At 69.4% G+C, this 21,064-nt stretch carries 7 protein-coding genes; 1 reads left to right on the top strand and 6 read right to left on the bottom strand.

The genetic code is table 11. The annotated features are described in order from the left end of the window. Positions 1-60: 60 nt before the first annotated feature. Both LBC97_06390 and LBC97_06385 read right to left on the bottom strand, forming a co-directional pair. On the bottom strand, positions 61-1,548 hold the full coding sequence (locus tag LBC97_06390; protein MDR2565677.1) for an aldehyde dehydrogenase family protein: 1,488 nt from the start codon (positions 1,546-1,548) through the stop codon (positions 61-63). A 164-nt stretch (positions 1,549-1,712) separates the two neighbouring features. Then, a complete protein-coding gene (locus LBC97_06385) occupies positions 1,713-2,801 on the bottom strand; it encodes a hypothetical protein (protein ID MDR2565676.1) in 1,089 nt (362 codons plus the stop codon). Positions 2,802-3,103: 302 nt separating this feature from the next. Here LBC97_06385 and LBC97_06380 point away from each other — a divergent pair, with 302 nt between their 5' ends. Next, positions 3,104-15,565 carry a CshA/CshB family fibrillar adhesin-related protein gene (locus tag LBC97_06380; GenBank protein MDR2565675.1) on the top strand — a complete coding sequence of 4,154 codons (12,462 nt, stop codon included), beginning with the start codon at positions 3,104-3,106 and terminating at the stop codon, positions 15,563-15,565. Between the two features lie 72 nt (positions 15,566-15,637). Here LBC97_06380 and pgl read toward each other — a convergent pair whose 3' ends face one another. The 4 genes from pgl to tkt are packed head-to-tail and all read right to left on the bottom strand — an operon-like array spanning position 15,638 to position 21,031. Further along, positions 15,638-16,399: a 6-phosphogluconolactonase gene (gene pgl / locus LBC97_06375; GenBank protein ID MDR2565674.1), complete on the bottom strand. Its 762-nt coding sequence runs from the start codon at positions 16,397-16,399 to the stop codon at positions 15,638-15,640. Beyond that, the gene (locus tag LBC97_06370; protein MDR2565673.1) at positions 16,396-17,433 is read right to left on the bottom strand and encodes a glucose-6-phosphate dehydrogenase assembly protein OpcA; all 1,038 of its coding nucleotides are present in this window, start codon (positions 17,431-17,433) and stop codon (positions 16,396-16,398) included. The genes pgl and LBC97_06370 overlap by 4 nt, the downstream gene beginning before the upstream one ends. Then, positions 17,430-18,947: a glucose-6-phosphate dehydrogenase gene (gene zwf, locus LBC97_06365; protein MDR2565672.1), complete on the bottom strand. Its 1,518-nt coding sequence runs from the start codon at positions 18,945-18,947 to the stop codon at positions 17,430-17,432. Before zwf ends, LBC97_06370 begins: the two co-directional genes overlap by 4 nt. Continuing rightward, positions 18,944-21,031: a transketolase gene (gene tkt, locus LBC97_06360; protein ID MDR2565671.1), complete on the bottom strand. Its 2,088-nt coding sequence runs from the start codon at positions 21,029-21,031 to the stop codon at positions 18,944-18,946. Before tkt ends, zwf begins: the two co-directional genes overlap by 4 nt. Positions 21,032-21,064 lie beyond the last annotated feature (33 nt).

Raw genomic sequence — 21,064 nt, 5'->3', positions numbered from 1 at the left:
GAAAAGGGCCGTGCCGCCTCCACGTTGAGGCGACACGGCCCTGGATGCGTCCGAACCCGATCAGCCGGCGGGGTAGAAGCCCGAAGGCGACTCCGACAGGTTGATCATGATGTTCTTCTGCTGGGTGTAATGCTCCAGAATGACCTTGTGCGTCTCGCGGCCAATGCCGGAGGCCTTGTAGCCGCCGAACGGCGCGCCGGCCGGAATGGAATTGTACGTGTTGATCCACACGCGGCCGGTCTCAATCCCGCGGGCGACGCGGATGGCGCGGTTGATGTCCCTGGTCCAGACCGCGCCGCCAAGGCCGTAAACCGAGTCGTTGGCCATGGCGACGACTTCCTCCTCGGTCTTGAACTTGATGACGACGGCCACCGGGCCGAAAATCTCCTCCTGCGCCACCTTCATGTCATTGGTCACGTCGACGATCAGGGTGGGCTGCATGAACGCGCCCTTGGCCAACTCCTCGCCGGGTGCCCGCTCGCCGCCCACGGCGACCTTGGCGCCCTCGGTCTTGGCCTCCTCGACCCAGCCCAGAATCTGGTCGAGTTGGTTTTGGTCCACTTGCGAGCCCATCTGGGTGGAAGGCTCCCACGGCAAACCGACCTTGATCTTCTTGAACGCCTCAACCGCGTCCGCCACGAACTTGTCGTAAATGTCCTCGTGGACAAACACGCGCGAACCGGCGCAGCAGACCTGGCCCTGGTTGAACAGGATGCCTAGCTGCAGGCCGTCCATGGCCATGTCCCATTGGGCGTCCGGGAAATAGATGTTGGCGGACTTCCCGCCCAGTTCCAACGTGGCCGGGATCAGGCGGTCGGAGGCGGCGTTCGCCACTGCGCAGCCGATCTCGGTGGAGCCGGTGAAGGCCAGCTTGCGGAAACCCTTGTGGTCCAAGATGGCCTGCCCGGACTTCGAGCCCTTGCCCGTGACCACGTTGAACACGCCCTTCGGCAGCACGTCGCCAATCAGCCGGGCCAACTCCAACACGCTGAGCGAGGTCAGCGAAGAGGGCTTGAAGACCGTGCAGCAGCCGGCCGCCAGCACCGGCGCCAGCTTCCAGGCCGCCATCAGGAACGGGAAGTTCCAGGGCACGATCTGCCCCACCACGCCGATCGGCTCCCGCAGCACCAGCGACAGCGTCTCCTCGTTCAGGAGCGTGGCCGTGCCCTCTTCGGTCCGGACCGCGCCCGCGAAATAGCGGAAGTGGTCGGACGCGAACGGAATGTCGATCGCGCTGGTCTCGCGGATGGGCTTGCCGTTGTCGAGCGACTCCACCAGCGCCAGGTGCGCGGCGTTCGCGTCGATCACGTCCGCGATTTGGTTGAGGATGGCGGCGCGGGCCGCCGGTTCGACTTTCTTCCAGGATTCGAAGGCCGCCCACGCCGCGTCCACGGCCGCGTCGACGTCCTCCTTGGTCGCCTCCGCCACGCGCGCCAAGGGCTCGCCGTTGGCGGGGCAAGTGCTGACAAAAGTGGCGCCGTCGGAAGACGGACGCCACTCGCCATTAATGTACAAACCGTAGGTTTCTTGTAGATCGGCTTTGATCATCTGACACCTCTCACTTGGGGGGTTACGCCATGCAAGGTGCTTTCAGCTTACCGGCCGTTTCCTTTTCTGTCACCGGTCTTTTGCAAATCGCCGCGCCAGGCGTTTTCGCTGGTCGGAGTGGTTTCTTGGCGCACGATGCCGACCGGTCGGCCCGCCCGCCCCGGTCACGGTTTGGGGGTTGGCGGCGCCAGGGGGCGGCGCCGTTGGCAGCGGGCGCACAGGTGCGTGCCACGGCCGGCCACACGCGTCTTGAGGATGGGACGGCCGCAGCGTTCGCAGGGCTGGCCCTGCCGGCGAAAAACCTTGGCGAAGTCGAGGTAGGCGCCCCGTCGGCCCTCCGCGTCCACGTAGTTCCGGTCGGTTGAGCCGCCCAGGGACAAGGAGAGCGCCATGACCTCTGCGGCGGCTTCCAAGAGCCGCTTCAACGCCCTGTCTGACAGCGCCCCGACCGGAGTCTCGGGGTGGATGCGGGCGGCCCAAAGGGCCTCGTCCGCATAGATGTTGCCGATTCCCGCCACCACCGACTGGTCCAGGAGAACGGCCTTGACGGGCGCGCGCTGATGGCGCCGCGCGCGGCGGCGGAACTCCGGCCAGGCCTCCTGCTCGAACGGCTCGGGGCCCATTTTGGCGAGCAGCGGAATCTCTTCCACCTGGTCGGTGGGCATGACCGCCAACCAGCCGAATTTGCGCTGGTCGTTGAAGTAAAGGCGGGCGCCGTCCGCAAAGCCGATGATGACGCGGGTGGAATTGTCCGGCAGCGGGCCGATCAGGGAATCGGAGGGATGGCCGCCGCCCCACGCGCCGGGCGGGGCGGTTGGACCGGGCGCCAACGGCTGAGCCGAGGCGGCCGGGCCGGCGGGCGGCGGCCCGGCGGGACCGGGCGCGCGCCCGGAGGCAGTGTGGGCGGAGGGTGTGGCGGGCGTTGGGGCGGCGACCGGATCGGGGGAACTGCCGGTAGCTTTACCTAGGCGAGCGGGTGCCGGGCTGGCGGCGGACGACGCGGCGGCAGTTGCCGGGCGGAAGACCAATTGACCTGTCATCTTCAGGTGTGCCACCAAGGAATAGCCGTCTTGCAGGTCAACGATGAGGACTTTGCCGCGCCGGCGGGCGCCCAGGACGCGCCGGCCGAGGGCGCTGGCGACATCCCCCCGCAGGCTGGACGGCTGAAGGGGCTCAACGCTCGCGATGGTCGCGCCGACAATGAGGCGCTCCAACCCGGCGCGGACCGTCTCGACTTCAGGCAATTCCGGCACCGCCCCAGTCTAGGACGGCCTTCAGAGGGCTTGGCCGCCGTCTTGCCTGGTAGGCGCCCACTGACGGGGAAATTGTGCTCAGCCCAAATGGAATAGGCTGGTCAATCAGCGAAGTCGAAACGGCGCCGGGAGGCGGGGACTGCCCTCCTGCTGGCACTGAAAACGACCATGAGGGGGTAAAGGCGTTGAGGAAACACGAAGCTGGCGCGCAAGGGCGACAAGACGCCAAGGCCAAAGGAAACGTGGATAACGGGGGCAGCGCGGCTGCGCCCGCTTCAACGCTTGGATCCAGGCGCGCCCGCGTGGCGCGCGTGTTAGCCGCCTTCGTGGCGGCGGCCATCTGCGTTCCCGCGGTGCTGGTGAGCACCAGCCCCAAGGCCGACGCGGTTTTCGCGACCGGGGGACTGGGGCGGTTTCGGGGTCTGATCGACTGGTTCGAATGGGGCACCAGCGCGGCTGACATCCAACCGGGACCGGTCACGAACACGCGTCAGGTCGGAACCAACGAATTCCTAACGACACAATGCACGCTCTCTGATTTCGGGAAACATGCAGCAGGGGGGACTGACCAAATCAAGGTTTACGCGCCCGGCGGATGGCGGAACGACGGCTTGGATGACCTATACAACGACGGGAAAACCGGAACCAATAACAAGATGTACGTCGGGATAGCGAACTCCACAAGCGGCGCGACAGTTTCCTTCAGAGTCTCTTGCAGCATGTCGTTGCGGAGTCCGGACAATCCGGGCGGCGTGAACGTGCCGGTGCCGCTGCCGGTGCCGGGGCTGGTGGTCTCCGACTCCGAATCCTCGAACGACAAGCAGGGGGAATACGTCAAAGCCAAGCCGCTCGAAAGCGGGGTCACCTGGCGGATCATTGACCGCTACCGGATCGCCGGGTGCGCCGAATACACGGTGGCGGACCTCGCGGCGGACAATACCTTGACGCTCAAGCCTCCCGCGGGCGGAAAGGAATGCGAGCAGGGCGGCCCCGCCGCCGTGGCCTTCATGGAGGGCGCGACCGGAGCCGACATCGAGATCAAAGGCGGCGGCACCTCGGCCATCGCGATCGGCGTGGTCAGCTTTATCGACTGGGGGGACGCCCAAAACACCTACCCCACCGCCGGGGCGCAGGCGTTCCCCCAATGGAGTGGCGGCATTGTGGGACCGGGGCCCACCGAACAGAACGTGTTCGACCCAGCGTTCAGCTTGGCTGACCTGGTCCAGCCGCCCTTGCGGCTGGGCGCCGTGGTGGACGGCGAGGGCACGCAGCCGTACACGGCCACGGCGACGGGGGACGACGTCAACGCCCAGCCCAACGACGAAGACCTGGCCATCCCCAAGGCCCTCTCGGCCTACCGGGGCGGGACGGTGGTCCTGCGGGACTTGGCGTGCCAGGACTCGGGAAGGGACGCCAACGTCTGGGGCTGGATCGACTTCAACGGCAACCGGGTGTTCGAAGAGTCGGAGTTGTCCGGGCCGGCGCCCCCCGCCGGGCAGGCGGTCACGCCGAGCAAGGTGCCCTGCCCGGATTCGGGCCGTTTCACCCTGGCGTGGAACGTCCCAATCACGACGGCGCCGCAAGCGCAGGTGATCGGCAGGTTCCTCATCACGGACGACCCGCGCGTTGACAAGAAGCCGGTCGGAGTGGTCATGGACGGAGAAGTCGAAGACCACGCCATCGCGCTCACGTTGGACCCGTACACCATCACCAAGCGGTCCACGGCGGCCGGCACTCCCAGGCCGGACGACCAGATCACCTACACGTTGGAGATCGCGGGCCCGGCCAGCGCCGGTCCGGCCGTGCCGCCCGCCACCATCACGGTCCAGGACAATTTGGCGGGGGTTTTGGATGACGCGACTTGGCTGGGGGTCACCAGCGACAGCGCCAACCCGCACGGCGTGTTCACCTTCACCCCGTCCACCAAGCTGCTGACCTGGGTTGGACCGGCCCCGCCCAGTGGGCAGTCCGTGATCTTGCAGTACACCGTGAGGTACACGGAGGCCGGGAACCGGTCCCTGGACAACGTGGCCTGGGTTGACAATCCGAACGTGTCCACCACCCCCACTTGCGCGATCGACGCGCCCTCCGGCACCGACAGGGTGACCGGCGAGCCGTGCGCGGTCAACGACTTCAGCGCGCCCCACCTGGTCTTGTCGAAGTCTTCGAACCATCAGGCCGCCGACCGGTCGAACAGCCTGATCACCTACACCGTCACGGCCAAGAACGAAGGTCCGGGCAGTTTCACCACCGCCAACCCGGCGGTCATCCGCGACTACCTTGGCGACATCTTGGATGACGCCACCTACCAGCGCGACTTGAGCGTTGCCGGGGCGGCCGGCGGCACCCTGCTGGGCGCCAACGAGGCGGCCCCCCAGTTGATCGGCTGGAGCGGCCCGCTCGCCGCCGGCCAGACCGCCACCCTGACCTACTCGGTCCGTCTGAACTCCAGCGGGAACGGGACGTTGGAGAACGTGGCCTGGGCGCCGAACGACCCGGCCGACCCGGACCCGCCGACTTGCGCCTCGAGCCCAGATCCGCAGACGGGCGAGATCTGCGCGGCCTTGTCGTTTGGCCGGCCTTTGGCGCGGATCACCAAGCGCATGGTGGACCCGCCCTCGGACCTGGTTTCGGGCGCCGTGCTGAAATTCGAGGTCACGGCGCAGAACACGGGCCAAGAGCCGTTCACGGCGGATCGGCGGCTGTTCGTGGCCGACGACCTAGCCGACTTGTGGGACGGCACCAACTACGTGGCCGGCAGCGCCCAAGCCAAGGTCAACGGCCAAACGGTCGCGGATCCGACAATCGACCCCGCCAACGCCCGTCTCTACTGGTCCGGGCCCTTGGCCGTGGGCGAAACCGTGGTCATAACCTACGAGTTCCAGTTGACCGGCACCGGCAACGGCGTGATCGGCAACACGGCGTGGGCGCCGCGCGGCCAGACGCCGCCCACGGGCTCCGACCCGCCGCCCGTCCCGCCCGCCCAATGCGATTCCTCGACGGGCCTGGACGCGGTCACGGGCGAACCCTGCGCGGTTGTCCTGGAGTCCCGGCCGCTGCTCCGCTTGTCGAAGACCGCCCAGACCGACCCGTTGAACGGGCCGGCGCCGGGCACGCGGGTCCGCTACACCATCACCGGCGTGAACGTTGGCGCGGCGCCGTACGCGGTGCCGGTGCCGATTTGGGACGACCTGTCCGACGTCCTGACAGACGCCACCTTGGATCCGCTTTCCCTGACCGCCTCAGTCGGGGCCGCGCCGGTCTTCGACTCCGGCGATCAGACCATCCGCTGGTCCGGCACCCTGGGCACGGCGCCGGGCGAAAACACGGTTGTGATCACCTACGAGGTGACCCTGAAGCCGACCGGCGACGGGAGCCTGCGCAACGTCGCCTGGGTCCCACGCCACGATCCGCCGGCCGTTCCCGCCTGCGCGGGCGGGGTGACCGATCCGGACGACTTGGTGACCAGCGAGGTCTGCGCCGCGGTCCAGTTGGACCGCCCGCTGCTTGAGGTGGCGAAAACGGCCGACAACGACCCGAGGGGGGCCAGGATAGGCGACACAGTCCACTACACGGTCACCGCCAAGAACGTGGGCGGCGCCGATTTCACCACCAGCGTGCCCGCAGCCGTTTATGACGATTTGTCCGGCACTTTGGACGATGCCGTGGAGCCAGTCGGCCTGGCCGCCGCCTTGAGCGGTCCGGCCGGCTCGCCACGCCCGCCCGAGTTCGAGCGGGCCGCCGCCAGGATCGCCTGGTCGGGCGCGTTGCGGGTGGGCCAGACGGTCACGATCACCTACAGCGTGACGCTCACCGCCAAGGGCGACCTGACGGTCAAGGACGTGGCCTGGGTGCCGACCAACGGGGTCACGCCCCAGCCGCCCGCCTGCGCGGGCCCCGGCGGACTGATCGCCTCCGGGGCCGACCCGTCGACGGGGGAGCCGTGCGGGGCGGTCAGCTTCCCGCTGCCCAAGGTGGCCATCACCAAGGTCGTCTCGCCCGCCACCGGCGCGGCCAGGGTGGGCGACCACGCGACATTCACCATCACGCTGGAGAACGTGGGCCAAGTCGACTACAGCGCCGAGCGGCCCCTGGTGGTCAGAGACTTCTTGGCGGACACTCTGTCTGATTCGACCCTGGACCCCTTCAGCCCGCCCACGTTGAAACCCGGCGACACGGGCTCGGTCGGCTTCCCCGCCGCGCCGAACCCGCCGTTGGTCACCTACACGGGCGCGCTCGCCAAAGGCGACACCGCCACCATCACCTACGCCGTTCAGCTGACCGCCGCCGGCGACGGCCGGATTGTCAACGTGGCCTGGGCGCCGACCGACCCGGCCAGCACCGCTCCGCCGGCTTGCGCGTCGGCGCCGGACGGCCGAGACCAGTCGACCGGCGAGGCGTGCGCCCGGGTGGTCCTGGATTTCCCAGTGCTACGCGTCTCCAAGGCCTATAACGTCACCCGCGACTCGCAGGCTCTGGACACGCTCAGCTACACGGTTCGGGTCACGAACATCAGCCCCGTCCCCTATCAGGGGGCGGTGATCTGGGACGACCTCAGCGACGTTCTCGCCAGCGCCACCTGGGTTGACGGCGGGCTCAGCGCTACCGTGGGGACCGCCGTCTTTGACGAGCCGCAAGAGAGGATCACCTGGACCGGCGACTTGGCGGCGGCGGGCCAGCCCGACTCCTCGGCCGTCATCATCTACGAGTTGACGGTTGGCGGCAGCGCCGCCCCCGTGGTGGTCAACGTCGCCTGGCAACCAGACGATCCGAGCGACCCGGCCGCTGCCGCGCCCGCCTGCGACCCGGCCGTGGGCGGCCTAGACGCGGTCACTCAAGAGGCTTGCGCCCGGGCGGAGGCGCCCCAACCCGCCGTCGAGTTGGCCAAGACCCACCGGTTCTTGGACGCGGCCGACCCGTCCGTGGAACTGACGGAGGCGGTTCCCGGCGCCACGGTCGAGTACACCATCACGGCGAAGAACATCTCCGACGTGGACTACACGGCCGGCGCGCCGCTGGTGCTGCATGACGATTTGACCGCGATCCTGGCCGGGGCACAACTGCAGGCGGGCTCTTGGACGCAGGCGTGGGATGTGGACGATCCCCGCAACGAAGGCGCCTTCGAGTTCGGAAACAACCGCCTGATCTGGAGGGGCACGCTGCTCAGCGGCAAGAGCTTGGCGCGCGCCGCCGGCCAGACGGTGACGTTGACGTTCCGCGCGACCTTGAGCTCAGGCGGCGCGGGGACCATCGCCAACGTGGTCTGGGAGCCGTTCGACCCCTATGAACCGCTGCCGCCCACACCCGTCTGCGAGTCGAACCGTCTGCGCGAGGTCGAGGAGGCGTGCGGGGTGGACGTGATCAGGCGACCGGCCCTGACGGTCACCAAGACCTCGGACCCCCAGCCCGGAGCGGGCACGTTGCAGACGGATGACGTGGTCACCTACACGGTTGTCCTTGAAAACACCGGCGACGAGGACTTCACCACCACCAACCCGGCCCGTCTGCGCGACTCGCTTGTCCAAATGCTGCCGGGCGTTACCTACCAAGGCGACGCCACGGCATCGTGCCCCGGGAACTCCTTCCCCTGCGGAAACCCGGTTCTTGACGCGGGCGTGCTCACCTGGGAAGAGCCGCTGGCCGCCGGCGAATCGGTGACCATCACCTACAGCGTGGCGCTGACCGGCGCGGCCCCGGCCTCCTTGGTCAACGTGGCCTGGGCACCCCATGGCCCGGCCGACTTGGACCCGCCGGACTGCCGAGGTGGGACGGTTCCCGGAACCCCGCAGTCCTGCGCCCAGGTGACCATGCCGCGCGCGTTAGTGCACTTGGAGAAGACGGCCCAGGCGCCGGCGGTGCCGCGTCAGGGCAGCGAGGTCACGTACGTGATCCGGTTCACCAACATTGGCGACGGCGACTTCACGGCCTCCAACCCCGCCTACCTGCTGGACGACTTGAGCGACGTGCTGGCCAACGGCGTGTGGAAAACGGAGCCCTATGTGGCCCAGGCGCCGTCAACCGGGGCTGGGACGTTGAACTGGGACAGCCAACGGCTGAGCTGGACGGGCCAGCTCAAAGCGGGCCAGACCGTGGCGATTGTCTACTCGGTGACGCTGACCGCCCAGGGCGACGGCGACCTTTACAACGTCGCGTGGTCGCCGGTCGACCCGGGGGACACCACTCCGCCGGATCCCAGCGCTTGCCCGGTCACGCCGGACCTGCCGGACCCGACCACGGCCGGGCGCTGTGCGGCAGCCCATGTGGGGAAGGCCAACCTCGCCGTGGTCAAGACCTTGGTCAACCCGCCCGCCGCGCCTCACACCGGCGACCTGCTGACCTACCGGATAACGGCGACCAACACGGGCGGCGCGGCCTTCACGAAAGCCAGCCCGGCGCTGATCCGCGACGACCTGACGGGAATCCTGGCGGGGGCCGCCTTCCAGCGGCCCGCGTCCGCCACCTACAATCCGGCCGGAGCCGACCAGGCGAGGGAGCCGGACTACACGCAGCCGGTCCTGACCTGGGACGGACCGTTGGAGGCCGGCCAGAGTGTGGTGATCGAATACTCGGTCCGCCTGGTCGGGACCACTCAGACCGCCTCGACCGTGCTGGCCAACACCGCCTGGGCGCCCGCCAATCCGTTCACGCCCGGGGTGCCCGCCACGCCCGGTTGCGTGGACGGCCAAGGCGAGCCGCTGAGCGGCGGGATTGACCCGGCCAGCGGCGAGCCGTGCTCCAAGCTGCAACAGCACAGGGCTTTGCTGACGCTGTCGAAGCAGGTGGACGACTCAAACCCGGCACCCGGCGACACCCTCACGTACCAACTCCTGGTGGCGAACATCTCCGATGTGGCGTACACCGAGACCGAGCCGGCGGTGGTCTGGGACGACCTGTCCGGGATCCTCGACGAAGCGGACTGGGTCACCGGTTCTGAGACGGCCTACCAGGCGGGCGCGCCGGGGGTGTTGGCCGGCGAAGCCACGTATTATCCCGTGACCGGGCTGCTCCGCTGGGCCGGCCCAATCCCCGCTGGCGGCCAGGTCGTGGTCGAATACAAGGTCAAGGTCAACCCCGCCGGCGACGGGGCCTTCCGCAACGTGGCCTGGGCGCCGTTCGACCATGACGCCGTGGACCCGCCGCCGCCCACACCACCGTGCGTCCCCTCGACCGACGGCCAACCCGTCACCTCGGTGACGACGGGCGAGATCTGCGCGGGGCTCAACCTGCGCGGTCCTTTGCCGGCGCTGTCCAAGTCCTCCTTCCCCATGGGCACGGTGACGGCGGGCGAGGAGATCGCCTACACGCTGACGGCCACCAACGTGGGCCTGGGCCCCTACACCGACGCGGAGCCCATGGTGGTGGAAGACGACCTGGCGCCGGTCTTGGACGACTCCTCCTTGGTGGAGGGATCCCTGACCGCGAGCGTCGACGGGCAGCCGGTGGACGGCCAGCACCAGCCCGTGTTCGATTCGACAACCGGACGTTTGCGCTGGTCGGGTGCGCTTGATCCGGGCGCGAGCCTGGTGGTCAAGTTCGCGGTCAAGGTTCACGGGGGCGGCGACGGAGACGTGCGCAACGTGGTCTGGGCGCCGTTCGACCCGGCGGACCCCGCCCATCCCAAGGCGCCGGACTGCGACCAGGGCGTGGGACCGTTTGATCCGGACACCGAGGAGGCCTGCGCCGCCGACCACCGCCAGATTCCGCAGTTGACGGTGACGAAGAAGCTGACGAGCCAGCCGCCGCACCCGGCGGGCGCGACCTTGGCCTATGAGGTCGTCATCACCAACGTGGGGCCGGCCGACTTCACCGTTGGCCACCCGGCGGTGGTCGTGGACGACTTCCGCCAACTGCTGGACGGCGCCTCCTATGACGGCAACGCCGCCGTTCAGCCGGACGTCGGGGAACTCGACTACCAGGATCCCTATCTGACCTGGTCGGGTCCACTGGAGCGGAACGGCGGCACGGTCACGCTGCGGTACTCCTTCACCAAGGCGGCCCACGGCGACGGCTTCATCCGCAACGTCGCCTGGCAGCCGGACACTCCGCACCCGTCGGTGCCGCCTGAGACGCCCGATTGCGACGGGCCGGCCGGGGCGATCGTTGACCCGGACACCATGGAGCCTTGTTCCGCGATCGGCGAGTACTACCCTTCGCTGAAGATCGAAAAGACCTCGGACGGCCAGGGCCGCCAGCTTGCCCCAAGCGACGTGGTGACCTACACGATCCGCGCGACGAACATCGGCCAGGCGGACTACACCGACGCCAACCCCGCAGTGGTGATAGACGACCTCGCCACCGTCTTGAACGGCGCCGTCTTCAACGATGACGCGGAGGCGCGCGTGGGCGGGGCCATTGTGACGGCCCCGGCGCTGGCCACGCCGACCAGGCTGGTCTGGCGCTCGGCGCTGGCTCAAGGCGACACCGTGGTGATCACTTTCTCGGTCACCTTGACGGGCGGCGCGAACGGGATCACCCGGAATGTGGCCTTCACCCCGCAAGACCTGGGCGACCCGGACCCGGAGCCCCCCGCGTGCGACACCCAGGACCCGTCCGACCTGCTGGACCCCGTCACCGGCGAACCCTGCGCGGCCGACGAGTTGGTTCGGCCGGTGCTGGCGGTCGCCAAGTGGTCTGACGCGCAGAGCCCGAATCCCGGCGACACGGTCGAGTTCACCGTGTCGGTCAGCAACACGTCCTTCATGGACTTCGACGCGGACCATCCGGCCGTGTTCGTGGACGACATGCGAGACGTGTTGGATGACGCGGACTTCGGCGGCCTGGCCGACGTGCAGGTCACAGCGGATCCCCCCGGCGAGTTGACGTGGAACTCTCCTCTGCTCCGCTGGGAGGGGCCGTTGGCCTCCGGCCAAAGCGTGGTGCTCAAAGTCAAGGTGTTGCTGAAGGACACCGGCGACGGGTCGGTCCGAAACATTGTCTGGCGGCCCAACGACCCCGGCCGCCTCGACAAACCGGATTGCGACCAGGCCTCCGGCGGAGTCGACCCGAAGACCCAGCAGCCGTGCTCGGTCGAGGCGTTCGACAAGAGCGGGCTCCAGGTGACCAAGACGGCAACTCCGTCCGACCCGATGCCCGGCCAAACCGTCACCTACCGCGTCACCCTGCACAACACTGGCGCCTTCGATTTCAACGAAGGTTCCCCCGCCTGGCTGCTCGACGACCTGTCGGGTGTGTTGGAGTTCGGCGCCTTTGTCGCCTCGTCGGTTGCGGTGAGCCCAAACGTGGGCCAAATCGACCTAAGTCCGCTGGACACGGCGGGGATGCTCTTGTGGTACGGCCCGTTGGGGCAAGACGAGTCGGTGGTCATCACCTACCAGGTGCGCCTCGGCGACACCATGTCGGCGACCAGAACCGCCAACGTCGCCTGGACTCCGCGCGACCCGTTTGACCCGGTCACGCCCGCTTGCGACCTGCCGGACGGCATGGGCGCCGGATCGGACCCCGTGACCGGAGAGGCCTGCGCGAAGGTCCAACTGACTCCGCCGGTCCTCGACATCGCCAAGACCTCCGTGGTGGAACGGCCCGGCGAGGCGACCCCGCCGCCCTACGCGCGGCCCGGCGACCAGGTCAAATACACGCTGACCATCACGAACCGGGGTTCGGGCGCCTACACGGCCGCCCATCCGGCGGTGGTTGTCGACACTCTGACCGACGTGCTGGACGACGCGACCTGGGACGACCAGGCCGTGATCGTCAGCGGCGGCGGCCAACTCGACTGGGTCGAGTCGGCCGACCGGCTCAGCTGGACCGGCCAACTGGATCCGCTGGAAACCGTCGTGGTGACCTACTCGGTGACGTTGAAGCCCGGCGGGGACGGACGGCTGTCGAACGTGGTCTGGGTGCCGGACGACCCGCTCGATCCGGGGCCGCCGCCGTCCTGCGAGCAGCATTCCGGGCCGTGGTGCGCCAGCGACGAGTTCCCCATGCCGGAGTTGTCGATCAAGAAGACGGTGCGCCAAGACCCGCCCGACGGGAACTGGCAGGCGGGCGTGCGCCTGGTCTACACGTTGACGTTGGAAAACACCGGACCGGGCGACTTCACGCAGGCCGTACCGGCGGTTGTTCGCGACGACTTGAGCGGGGTTTTGGACGATTCCGTTTGGGTCGGCGTGGTTTCCGGGCCCGGCGCCGGGTCGACTGTTTGGGCGGACCCGGTCTTGACGTGGTCGGGGCCGCTGGCCTCGGGCGAGTCCGCAGTGTTGGAGTACGCGGTCAAGCTGACGGGCGGCGGCGACGGCGACCTGCGCAACCTGGCCTGGTTCCCCAACAATCCGGCCGTCCCGCCGCCGCCTCCGGACTGCGAGGCCCCGGTGGACGGCTTGGATCCGGCCACTGGCGAGCCGTGCTCGCTGATCGACCAGTCGCGGCCCATCCTTGAGATCGTCTCCAAGAGCGTGGACGGCGGGGCCTACGCCCGGCCGGGCGACTGGCTGACGTACACCGTGGTGGCCGCCAACGTGGGACCGGCGGCGTTCACGGCGGCGCGGCCGGCGGTGATCGAGGACTCGCTCGCCGCCGTTTTGGACGATTCCCGGCCGTTCGACCTGGCCACAGCCTCAGACGGCGGCGCGGGCGGCCAGTTCGCCTACGCGGAGCCGTTGCTGGAATGGCGCGGGCCGCTGGCGGCGGGGGCCGAAGTGGTGCTCACCTACCGGGTCCAACTGGGTGAGGGCGGCGACCACCGGATCGACAACGTCACCTGGGTGCCCGCCAATCCCAGCGAGCCTTTGGCTCCCGCTTGCGTGGAGCAGTCCACCACCCAGTCGGGCGCCGGCTTCACGCGGGCCGGGACGGGCCGGGTGGACCAGACGACCGGCGAGAGCTGCGCGGTGTGCGACCTGCGGCAGCCGGTGCTGGCGATCGCGAAAACGTCGCGGCTGGTCAGGGATGGCCAAAGCGACGAACCCGCGCACGCCCGGCCGGGCGACCGGATCGAATACACCTTCCGGGTTGAGAACACCGGCCAAGGCGATTACACGCCGGACCATCCGGCGGTCGTGGTCGACTCGCTGGCCGGCGCGCTGGACGACGCATTGCCGTTCGACCTGGCCACGGCGTCTGACAACGGCGCGGGCGGGCAGCTCGGCTACGAGGAGCCGTTGCTGAAGTGGTCCGGGCCTTTGGCGGTCGGCCAGCATGTGGACGTCACCTATTCGCTGACGTTGAGGCACGGTGGGGACGGGGACGTCAAGAACGCCGTTTGGGCCCCGGCCGACCCGGATGATCCGGGAGAACCGCCGGCCTGCGACAATCCGGGCCAGGACTGGTGCGCGAACGACCAGGTCAAGATGCCTTGGTTGAGCATCGCCAAGACGGTGGCGGAGAGTTCGGACGGAGCCGGCTGGCCTGCGGGCGCCCGCCTGGTCTACACGTTGACGTTGGCCAACACCGGGGCGGGCGATTTCACCGCCGAGGACCCGGCGGTGGTGCGCGACGATCTGTCCGACGTGTTGGACGATGCGGTGTGGGCCGGTTGGGAGAACCAGCCGGCAGCCGGTTCGGCGACCTGGGAGAGCCCGGTGGTCGCGTGGTCCGGGCCGCTGCCCGCCGGGGAGCAAGTCGAACTCGCCTACGCGGTGGAGTTGACTCTGAACGGCGACGGCCGGTTGCGGAACCTGGCCTGGTCGCCGAACGACCCGTCGCTGATGTCGCCGCCGGAGCCGGGCTGCACCGCGCCGGCCGGCGAACCGGATCCGGCGACCGGCGAGCCCTGCTCGGCGGTGGACCAAGAGCGCCCAATCCTGCAGGTGACCGCGAAACGGGTGGACGGAGAAGTGGACGGCGTGGTGGACGTCCGGCCGGGCGAGCCGCTGACTTACCGGGTTGAGGTGCGCAACGCCGGGCCGGCGGCGTTCACGGCCGCCAATCCGGCGGTGGTGGCGGACTCGCTGGCGGACTTGCTGGACGATTCGGAGCCGTTCGATCTGGCCAGCGCCTCCGACGGCGGGGCCGGCGGAACCTTCACCTACGAACAGTCGGTGCTGGAATGGCGCGGGCCGTTGGCGCCCGGCGCCACTGCGACGCTGACCTATTCGGTGACGCTGAAAGAGGGCGGGGACAGGCAGCTCAAGAACGTCGCCTGGGTGCCGCGCGACCCGGCGGTCCCCAATCCGCCGCCGCCAGGCTGCGACGACCCGGAGAACACCGGTGTTGACCCGATCACGGGCGAGGCGTGCGCCTCCTCCGACGTGACAACCCCGGTGATCGAGGTGGCCAAGTCTGTCGCGGCGCCCAGCCCGGTGGGGATCGGCAGCGTGCTCCGCTATTCGATCGTCGCGACCAACACCAGTCCGGTCGACTTCACGGCGGAACGCCCGGCCGAGCTGGTCGACGACCTGTCTGACGTGTTGGACGACGCGGTCTACCAGGGCGACGCCCGGGCCAGCCTGGGCGCCGTGGTCTATGCGGCGCAGCGGCTGCGCTGGTCGGGCCCGTTGGGCGCGGGGCAGAGCGTCACCATCACCTATTCGGTCAAGGTGGCGGGCAGCGGCGACGGCCTGGCCCGCAACACCGCTTGGGCGCCGGAGTCGACATCCTCGACCGCCACCCAAATCCCGCCCGCCGAGTGCGTCAAGTCCTGTTCGAGCGTCACCGTCGAGGTGCCCGGCCGCCTCCCGTTCACGGGCGCGAACGGCCTGTTGACGCTGGCGGCGCTGGCGGGCCTGGCGCTGATCGCGGGCGTGGTCCTCCTAATAATCCGCCGCAAGACCAAGACCAAAAACGGGGACGGTACCGTTTCCAGCTAACTCCCAGCTAAGAAATGGGGACGGTACCTTTTTCGGCTTGGGCCGAAAAAGGTACCGTCCCCATTTCCGGCGTCAGGCCGCAGCCGCCGCCGCGTCGACCAGCCACAGAGTGCGTTCGCGGCCCGCCACCCGCGCGGCCGGGACGGGAGCGCGGGCCGCGTCGGCCGGGCCGGCGGATTCTTGTTGCGGGGCCGGGCGCGCCGCCAAGCCGAGCGCCGCGGCCACCGCGTCCCGTTTGGCCGAACCGGCCGCCACCAGCCAGACCTGGCGTGCGGCGTTGATGGTGTCCAGAGTCAGCGACACCCGTGCCGGGGGCGGCTTGGGCGAGTTGGGCACGGCGAACGCGCCGGGCGCCGCCAGGCCCGTGCCGTCGCCAGCGCCAGGGAAGATCGACGCGACATGCCCGTCCGGCCCCACGCCCAACAGCACCAGGTCGAACCGCACCTGGTGGCGGCGCAGGTCAGCGGTGTAGCGTGTGGCGGCCTCCTCAAGCGACAACCCCTCATTGGCGGCGGAGACGGGATGCGTCCCGCCCGGCGCCTCAGGCAAATGATCCAGCAGCGCCCGGCGGGCTTGGGAATCGTTGCGCTCGGGCGACCCGGCGGCCACGAAGCGCTCATCGCCCCACCAAAAGTGCACGTCCGGCCAGGAAATCGCGCCCAACAGCGGGTTGGCGCGCAGACGGTCCAGCACCGCGATCCCGGTCCCGCCGCCGGTCAGCGCCACATGGGTGGCCGAGGCCAGGGACTGGGACTCAAGCAAGAACCCTGCCAGGCGCTGCGCGGCGGCCTCCGCCACCGCCATGGGGTCCGGCAGAACGATCACGTCCCTCATGAGGCGCCGCCCGTCGCCGCGCTTCCCGTCGCCGCGCTTCCCGCCGCGCCCAAGAGCGGCGGCGGGTCCTGCTCCCCGGCGGCGCCGGCACCCATCGCCTCCACGAACGCGGGCACGGCATCCAAGACCAGATGGCCGTAGGCGGCGTCCGGTTCGAGCCGCCGAAGCTCCTCCGCCAGCGCCTCGGCCCGGCTGCGGCGGCTGAGCGTGATCACGCGGTCCACCTGCCCGGTGATGCGCAGCACGGCTTGCGACTCCTCCAGTTCCTTGTCCAGCAGGATCCGCCGGCCGCCGGACAAGTGGAACTCGACGGCCGTCAGGAACGGCGAGTCGTTCGCCTGGTGCCGCGTCGGCACCCGCAAACGGTCGGTCAACCACGCCGCCATCAAGTACGATGCCGTCGAGCAAGGCCCCCTCACAGTCGCCGATGTGACGGGTTCGGTTGGCGGGATCTCCAAAGCCGCCGCCAGCCCCGCCCGCCAGGGCGTGAGCCTGGTCCAAGTCAGATCCGTGTCGCCCGGCCGGTAGCCCGAGGTCAACGCCGAGAGCAGGGGCGCCGCGTCGGCATCGCCGGCCAAGTGGCGTTCCGAGGTGGTCGCGTCGGTGATCCGGCGCGAGGCCAACGCTCCCAACCGGTCCTCAGCCGGCACGGCGGGACGCTGGTCCGGCCACCACGCCACGACGGGCGTGTCCGGCAGCAGGAGCGGCGTGGCGACCGCGTCGAGGTGCCTCCCCGGCTCGCCGCGGAGCCTGAGGACGATCACTTCTGAGGCGCCGGCGTCCGATCCGACCCTGATCTGCGCGTCCATCGACGCGGGTCCGTCCAGGTCCTCGGCGGTCAGCACGATCACCCGGCAGGGGTGTTCCATGGAGGCCAGGTTCGCGGCTTGGATAGACGTCTCGATGTCCCCGGCCTCGCACTGGATGATCAACGTCAGCACCCGCCCCAGGGCCGCCACCCCGCCGTCTTCCCGCAGTTCGACCAGCTTGGTGGCGACCTGCGCGGTGGAAGTCGCGTACAGCGGAATGATCACGGCCGCCTCCATTCCCGGCCGTCCCGCCTGAGCAGGGCGTCCGCTCCCGCCGGCCCCCAAGTGCCGGCCTCATACGGTTCGGGCCGGGTGTCCAACGAGGCCCAGTAATCCTCCACCTGGTCGATCACCCGCCAGGATTCGTCCACCTCGCGCGACCGGGGGAAGAGGGGGTCTTGGCCCAACAGCACGTCCAGAATCAGCGGCTCGTAGGCGTCCGGCAGCGACTCGGTGAAGGCGTGGCCGTAGGAGAAGTCCATGGTCACGTCCCGCACCTCCATGTTGGTTTGGGGCACTTTGGCGCCAATTCGCAGGGTGATGCCCTCGTCCGGCTGGATTCGGATGACCAGCGCGTTGGCTCCGGGCGGCGGCCCCTGCGCGGCGGCTCGGAGCTGGTCGGCGGTGCGCCGGAAGGTGATCGCCACCTCGGTCACGCGCCGTCCCAGGCGTTTGCCGGTGCGCAGGTAGAACGGCGTGCCCCGCCAGCGGTCGGTTTGGACCTCCAACTTGAGCGCCCCGTAGGTGTCCGTCCTCGAGTCGTCCGGGATCCGCGGCTCGTCCAGGTAGCCCGGCACGGGGATGTTGCCTTGCCAGCCGGCCGTGTACTGGCCCCGCGCCGCGCATTCGGCCACCGGGCCGGGAATGCGGACCGCCGCCAGGGCGGCCTCTTTGGCCGCCCTGAGGTCGGCCGGGCCGAAGGAGGCCGGCTCCTCCATCGCGGTGATCGCCAGCAGTTGGAGAAGGTGGTTCTGCATCACGTCCCGCGTGGCGCCAATCCCGTCGTAATAGCCGGCCCGCGAGCCGACCCCCAACTCCTCCGCCATGGTGATTTGGACGTGGTCCACGTGGTCGCGGCACCACAACGGCTCGAAGACCTGGTTCGCGAACCGGGTCGCCAACATGCCCCGCACCGTCTCTTTGCCAAGGTAGTGGTCAATCCGAAAGACGCTGGACGCCTCGAAGACCTGGCTGAGCGTCGAATCGAGCGCCCTCGCCGAGGCGAGGTCATGGCCGAACGGCTTCTCTATCACCACCTTGGCGTCCTTGCCCTGGCCCGCCAGGCCGGAGGTGGCCAGGTGGCCGCAGATGGCGTCGAAGGTGGCGGGCGGCATGGACAGGTAAAAGACGCGGCGCCCGCCGGTGCCGAAGCCGCGGTCCGAATTGTCCAGCACCTCGCCCAGGCGGGCATACGTGTCCGCGTCCTGGATGTCGCCGCTGACGTAGGCCATCGACGCGGTCAACTGCTCCCACACCCGCTGGCGGAAAGGCGTCCGGGCGCCCGAGGCCACCGCCGCGTGGGCTTGGCCCACAAACTGGGCCGTGGACCAGTCGGAGCGGGCCACCCCGGTCAAGGAGAACCCGGCGGGCAACAGCCCCCGGTTCGCCAAGTCGTAGATGGCGGGCAGCACCTTGCGGCGGGCCAAGTCGCCGGTCACGCCGAAGATCGTCAGCGCGCACGGCGCCGGGATCCGGGGGACGCGTTGGTCCAGCGGATCGACCAACGGGTTGACCGTCATGGAGTCCGCGCGGCCGCGATCGACTGCCGGGCCGCCTCGGCCACGTGTTCGGCGGTGAAGCCGTTCCGTTCGAACAGCTCCCCGGCCGCCGCCGACTCCCCGTAGGCTTCGACCGAGACGCACCGACCGGCATCGCCCACCCACTGGCGCCACGGCATGGCGATCCCGGCCTCGACCGAGACCCTGGCCTTGACCGCCGCCGGCAGCACGTCCTCGCGGTATTCGGGCGTCTGCTCCGCGAACCACTCCAGGCAGGTCGCGGACACGACACGGGCCCCGATCCCCTCCTTGGCCAGCAGCGCGCGGGCGCTCAACGCGAGTTGCACCTCCGAGCCGGTGGCCAACAAGACGACGTCGATCCTCGGCAGTTCCGAATCCGCCAGGACATAGGCCCCGCCGCACAGGTCGACCGCTTGGCCCAGCCCTTCCCCCAGCCGGTCGAAGACCGGAAGGTTTTGCCGGCTCAGGATCAAAGCGGCCGGACGGCGCCGCGCCAGCACATGGCGCCAGGCCCAAGCGACCTCGTTGGCGTCCGCGGGCCGGATCACGTCCAAGCCCGGGATGGCCCTGAGCGAGGCGAGTTGCTCGACGGGCTGATGGGTCGGGCCGTCCTCGCCCACCCCGATCGAGTCATGCGTCCAAACGAACGTGACCGGCAGGTTCATCAGGGCCGTCAGCCGGACCGCGCCCCGCATGTAGTCGGAGAAAACCAGGAAGGTGCCGCCGTAGGGGAGGGTCGGGCCGTGTAGTGCGATCCCGTTCAGGATGGCCCCCATCGCGTGCTCCCGCACCCCAAAGTGGATGGTGCGCCCGCCCGGGTTGTCCGGCAGGAAGGACGTCGCCCCCGCGATGGTCGTGTTGTTGGAGCCCGCCAAGTCCGCCGAGCCTCCCCACAGTTCCGGCAGGACCGGTCCCAGCGCGGACAGCACCTTGCCCGATGCCGCCCGGGTCGCCATCGAAGACCCCGCCGCGAACAAGGGCAGCGCGTCTTCTATGTCCGCCGGGAGCGCCTTTTGGCTCAGCCGGTCCCAGAGTTCCGCCCCCGCCGGGTTGACAGCGCGCCACTGGTCGAAGCGGGCCCGCCAGGCCACGTGGGCCTTCGCGCCGCGCTCGCGGGCCTGGCGGGTGACCGACAGGACCTCCTCCGGCACGTTGAACGTCGCGTCCGGGTCCAGGCCAAGCGCGCGCTTGAGCCCCGCCACCTCCGGCGCGCCCAGCTTGGAGCCGTGGATGCCGCCCGTGTTCTGCTTGGTCGGGGCGGGCCAGCCGATGATCGAGCGCAGCCTGACCAGGGACGGCCTGCCCGTTTCCGCCTTGGCGGCCTGGAGCGCCTGGTAGAGCGCCTCGTAGTCTTCGTGGTAGCGGCCGCCGCTGGTCCAATCGACCGTCTGGGTGTGCCAGCCGTACGCCTCGTAGCGTTCGACCACGTTCTCCGTGAAGGCCACGTTCGTGTCGCCCTCGATCGAGATCTGGTTCTGGTCGAACAACACCACCAGGTTGCCCAGCTTCTGCGTGCCCGCCAGGGAGGACGCCTCGGAGGTGATGCCCTCCTCCAGGTCGCCTTCGCCGGCGATCACCCAAATGGTGTGGTCGAAGACGCTGTCGGGGCTGGTGGTCGGCCCGGCGGCATCGTCGGCCTGGGGGGCCGGATCGAAGAGGAAGCGCTCGCGGCGGGCGGCCATGGCCATGCCGACCGCGCTGGCCAGACCCTGGCCCAGCGGGCCGGTCGACATCTCCACGCCGGGGGTCATGCCCACCTCGGGGTGGCCGGGGGTGATGGAGCCCGCGGTGCGCAACGCCTTGAGGTCGTCTAGGGAGACGTCGTAGCCGGCCAGGTACAACTGGGTGTAGAGCATGACCGACGTGTGCCCGGCGCTGAGGATGAAGCGGTCCCGGCCCGGCCACGCCGGATCGGCCGGATCATGGGTCATGAGGCGCTGGAAGAGCAAGTAGGCGGCGCCGGCCAGCGAGATGGCGGTGCCGGGATGGCCGGAGCCAGCCTTCTCGACCGAATCTGCGGCGAGGGCTTTGGCGGCGGCGACGGCCTCATTGTCAAGGTTGGTCCAGTGGAACGATTGCGACATGACCACAATCCTAGGGGCGGCCTGCGCGCCGGA

The organism is Bifidobacteriaceae bacterium, from assembly GCA_031281585.1.
Classification (GTDB): Bacteria; Actinomycetota; Actinomycetes; order Actinomycetales; family WQXJ01; genus JAIRTF01.
The sequence above is the reverse complement of the archived record's forward strand: the minus strand, read 5'-3'. Positions and strand labels throughout refer to the sequence as shown.

What these genes read in the sequence shown, in the direction of transcription:
- LBC97_06390 (MDR2565677.1), bottom strand. Translation starts at nt 1,548, where the DNA reads ATGATCAAAGCCGATCTACAAGAAACCTACGGTTTGTACATTAATGGC.
- tkt (MDR2565671.1), bottom strand. Translation starts at nt 21,031, where the DNA reads ATGTCGCAATCGTTCCACTGGACCAACCTTGACAATGAGGCCGTCGCC.
- pgl (MDR2565674.1), bottom strand. Translation starts at nt 16,399, where the DNA reads ATGAGGGACGTGATCGTTCTGCCGGACCCCATGGCGGTGGCGGAGGCC.
- zwf (MDR2565672.1), bottom strand. Translation starts at nt 18,947, where the DNA reads ATGACGGTCAACCCGTTGGTCGATCCGCTGGACCAACGCGTCCCCCGG.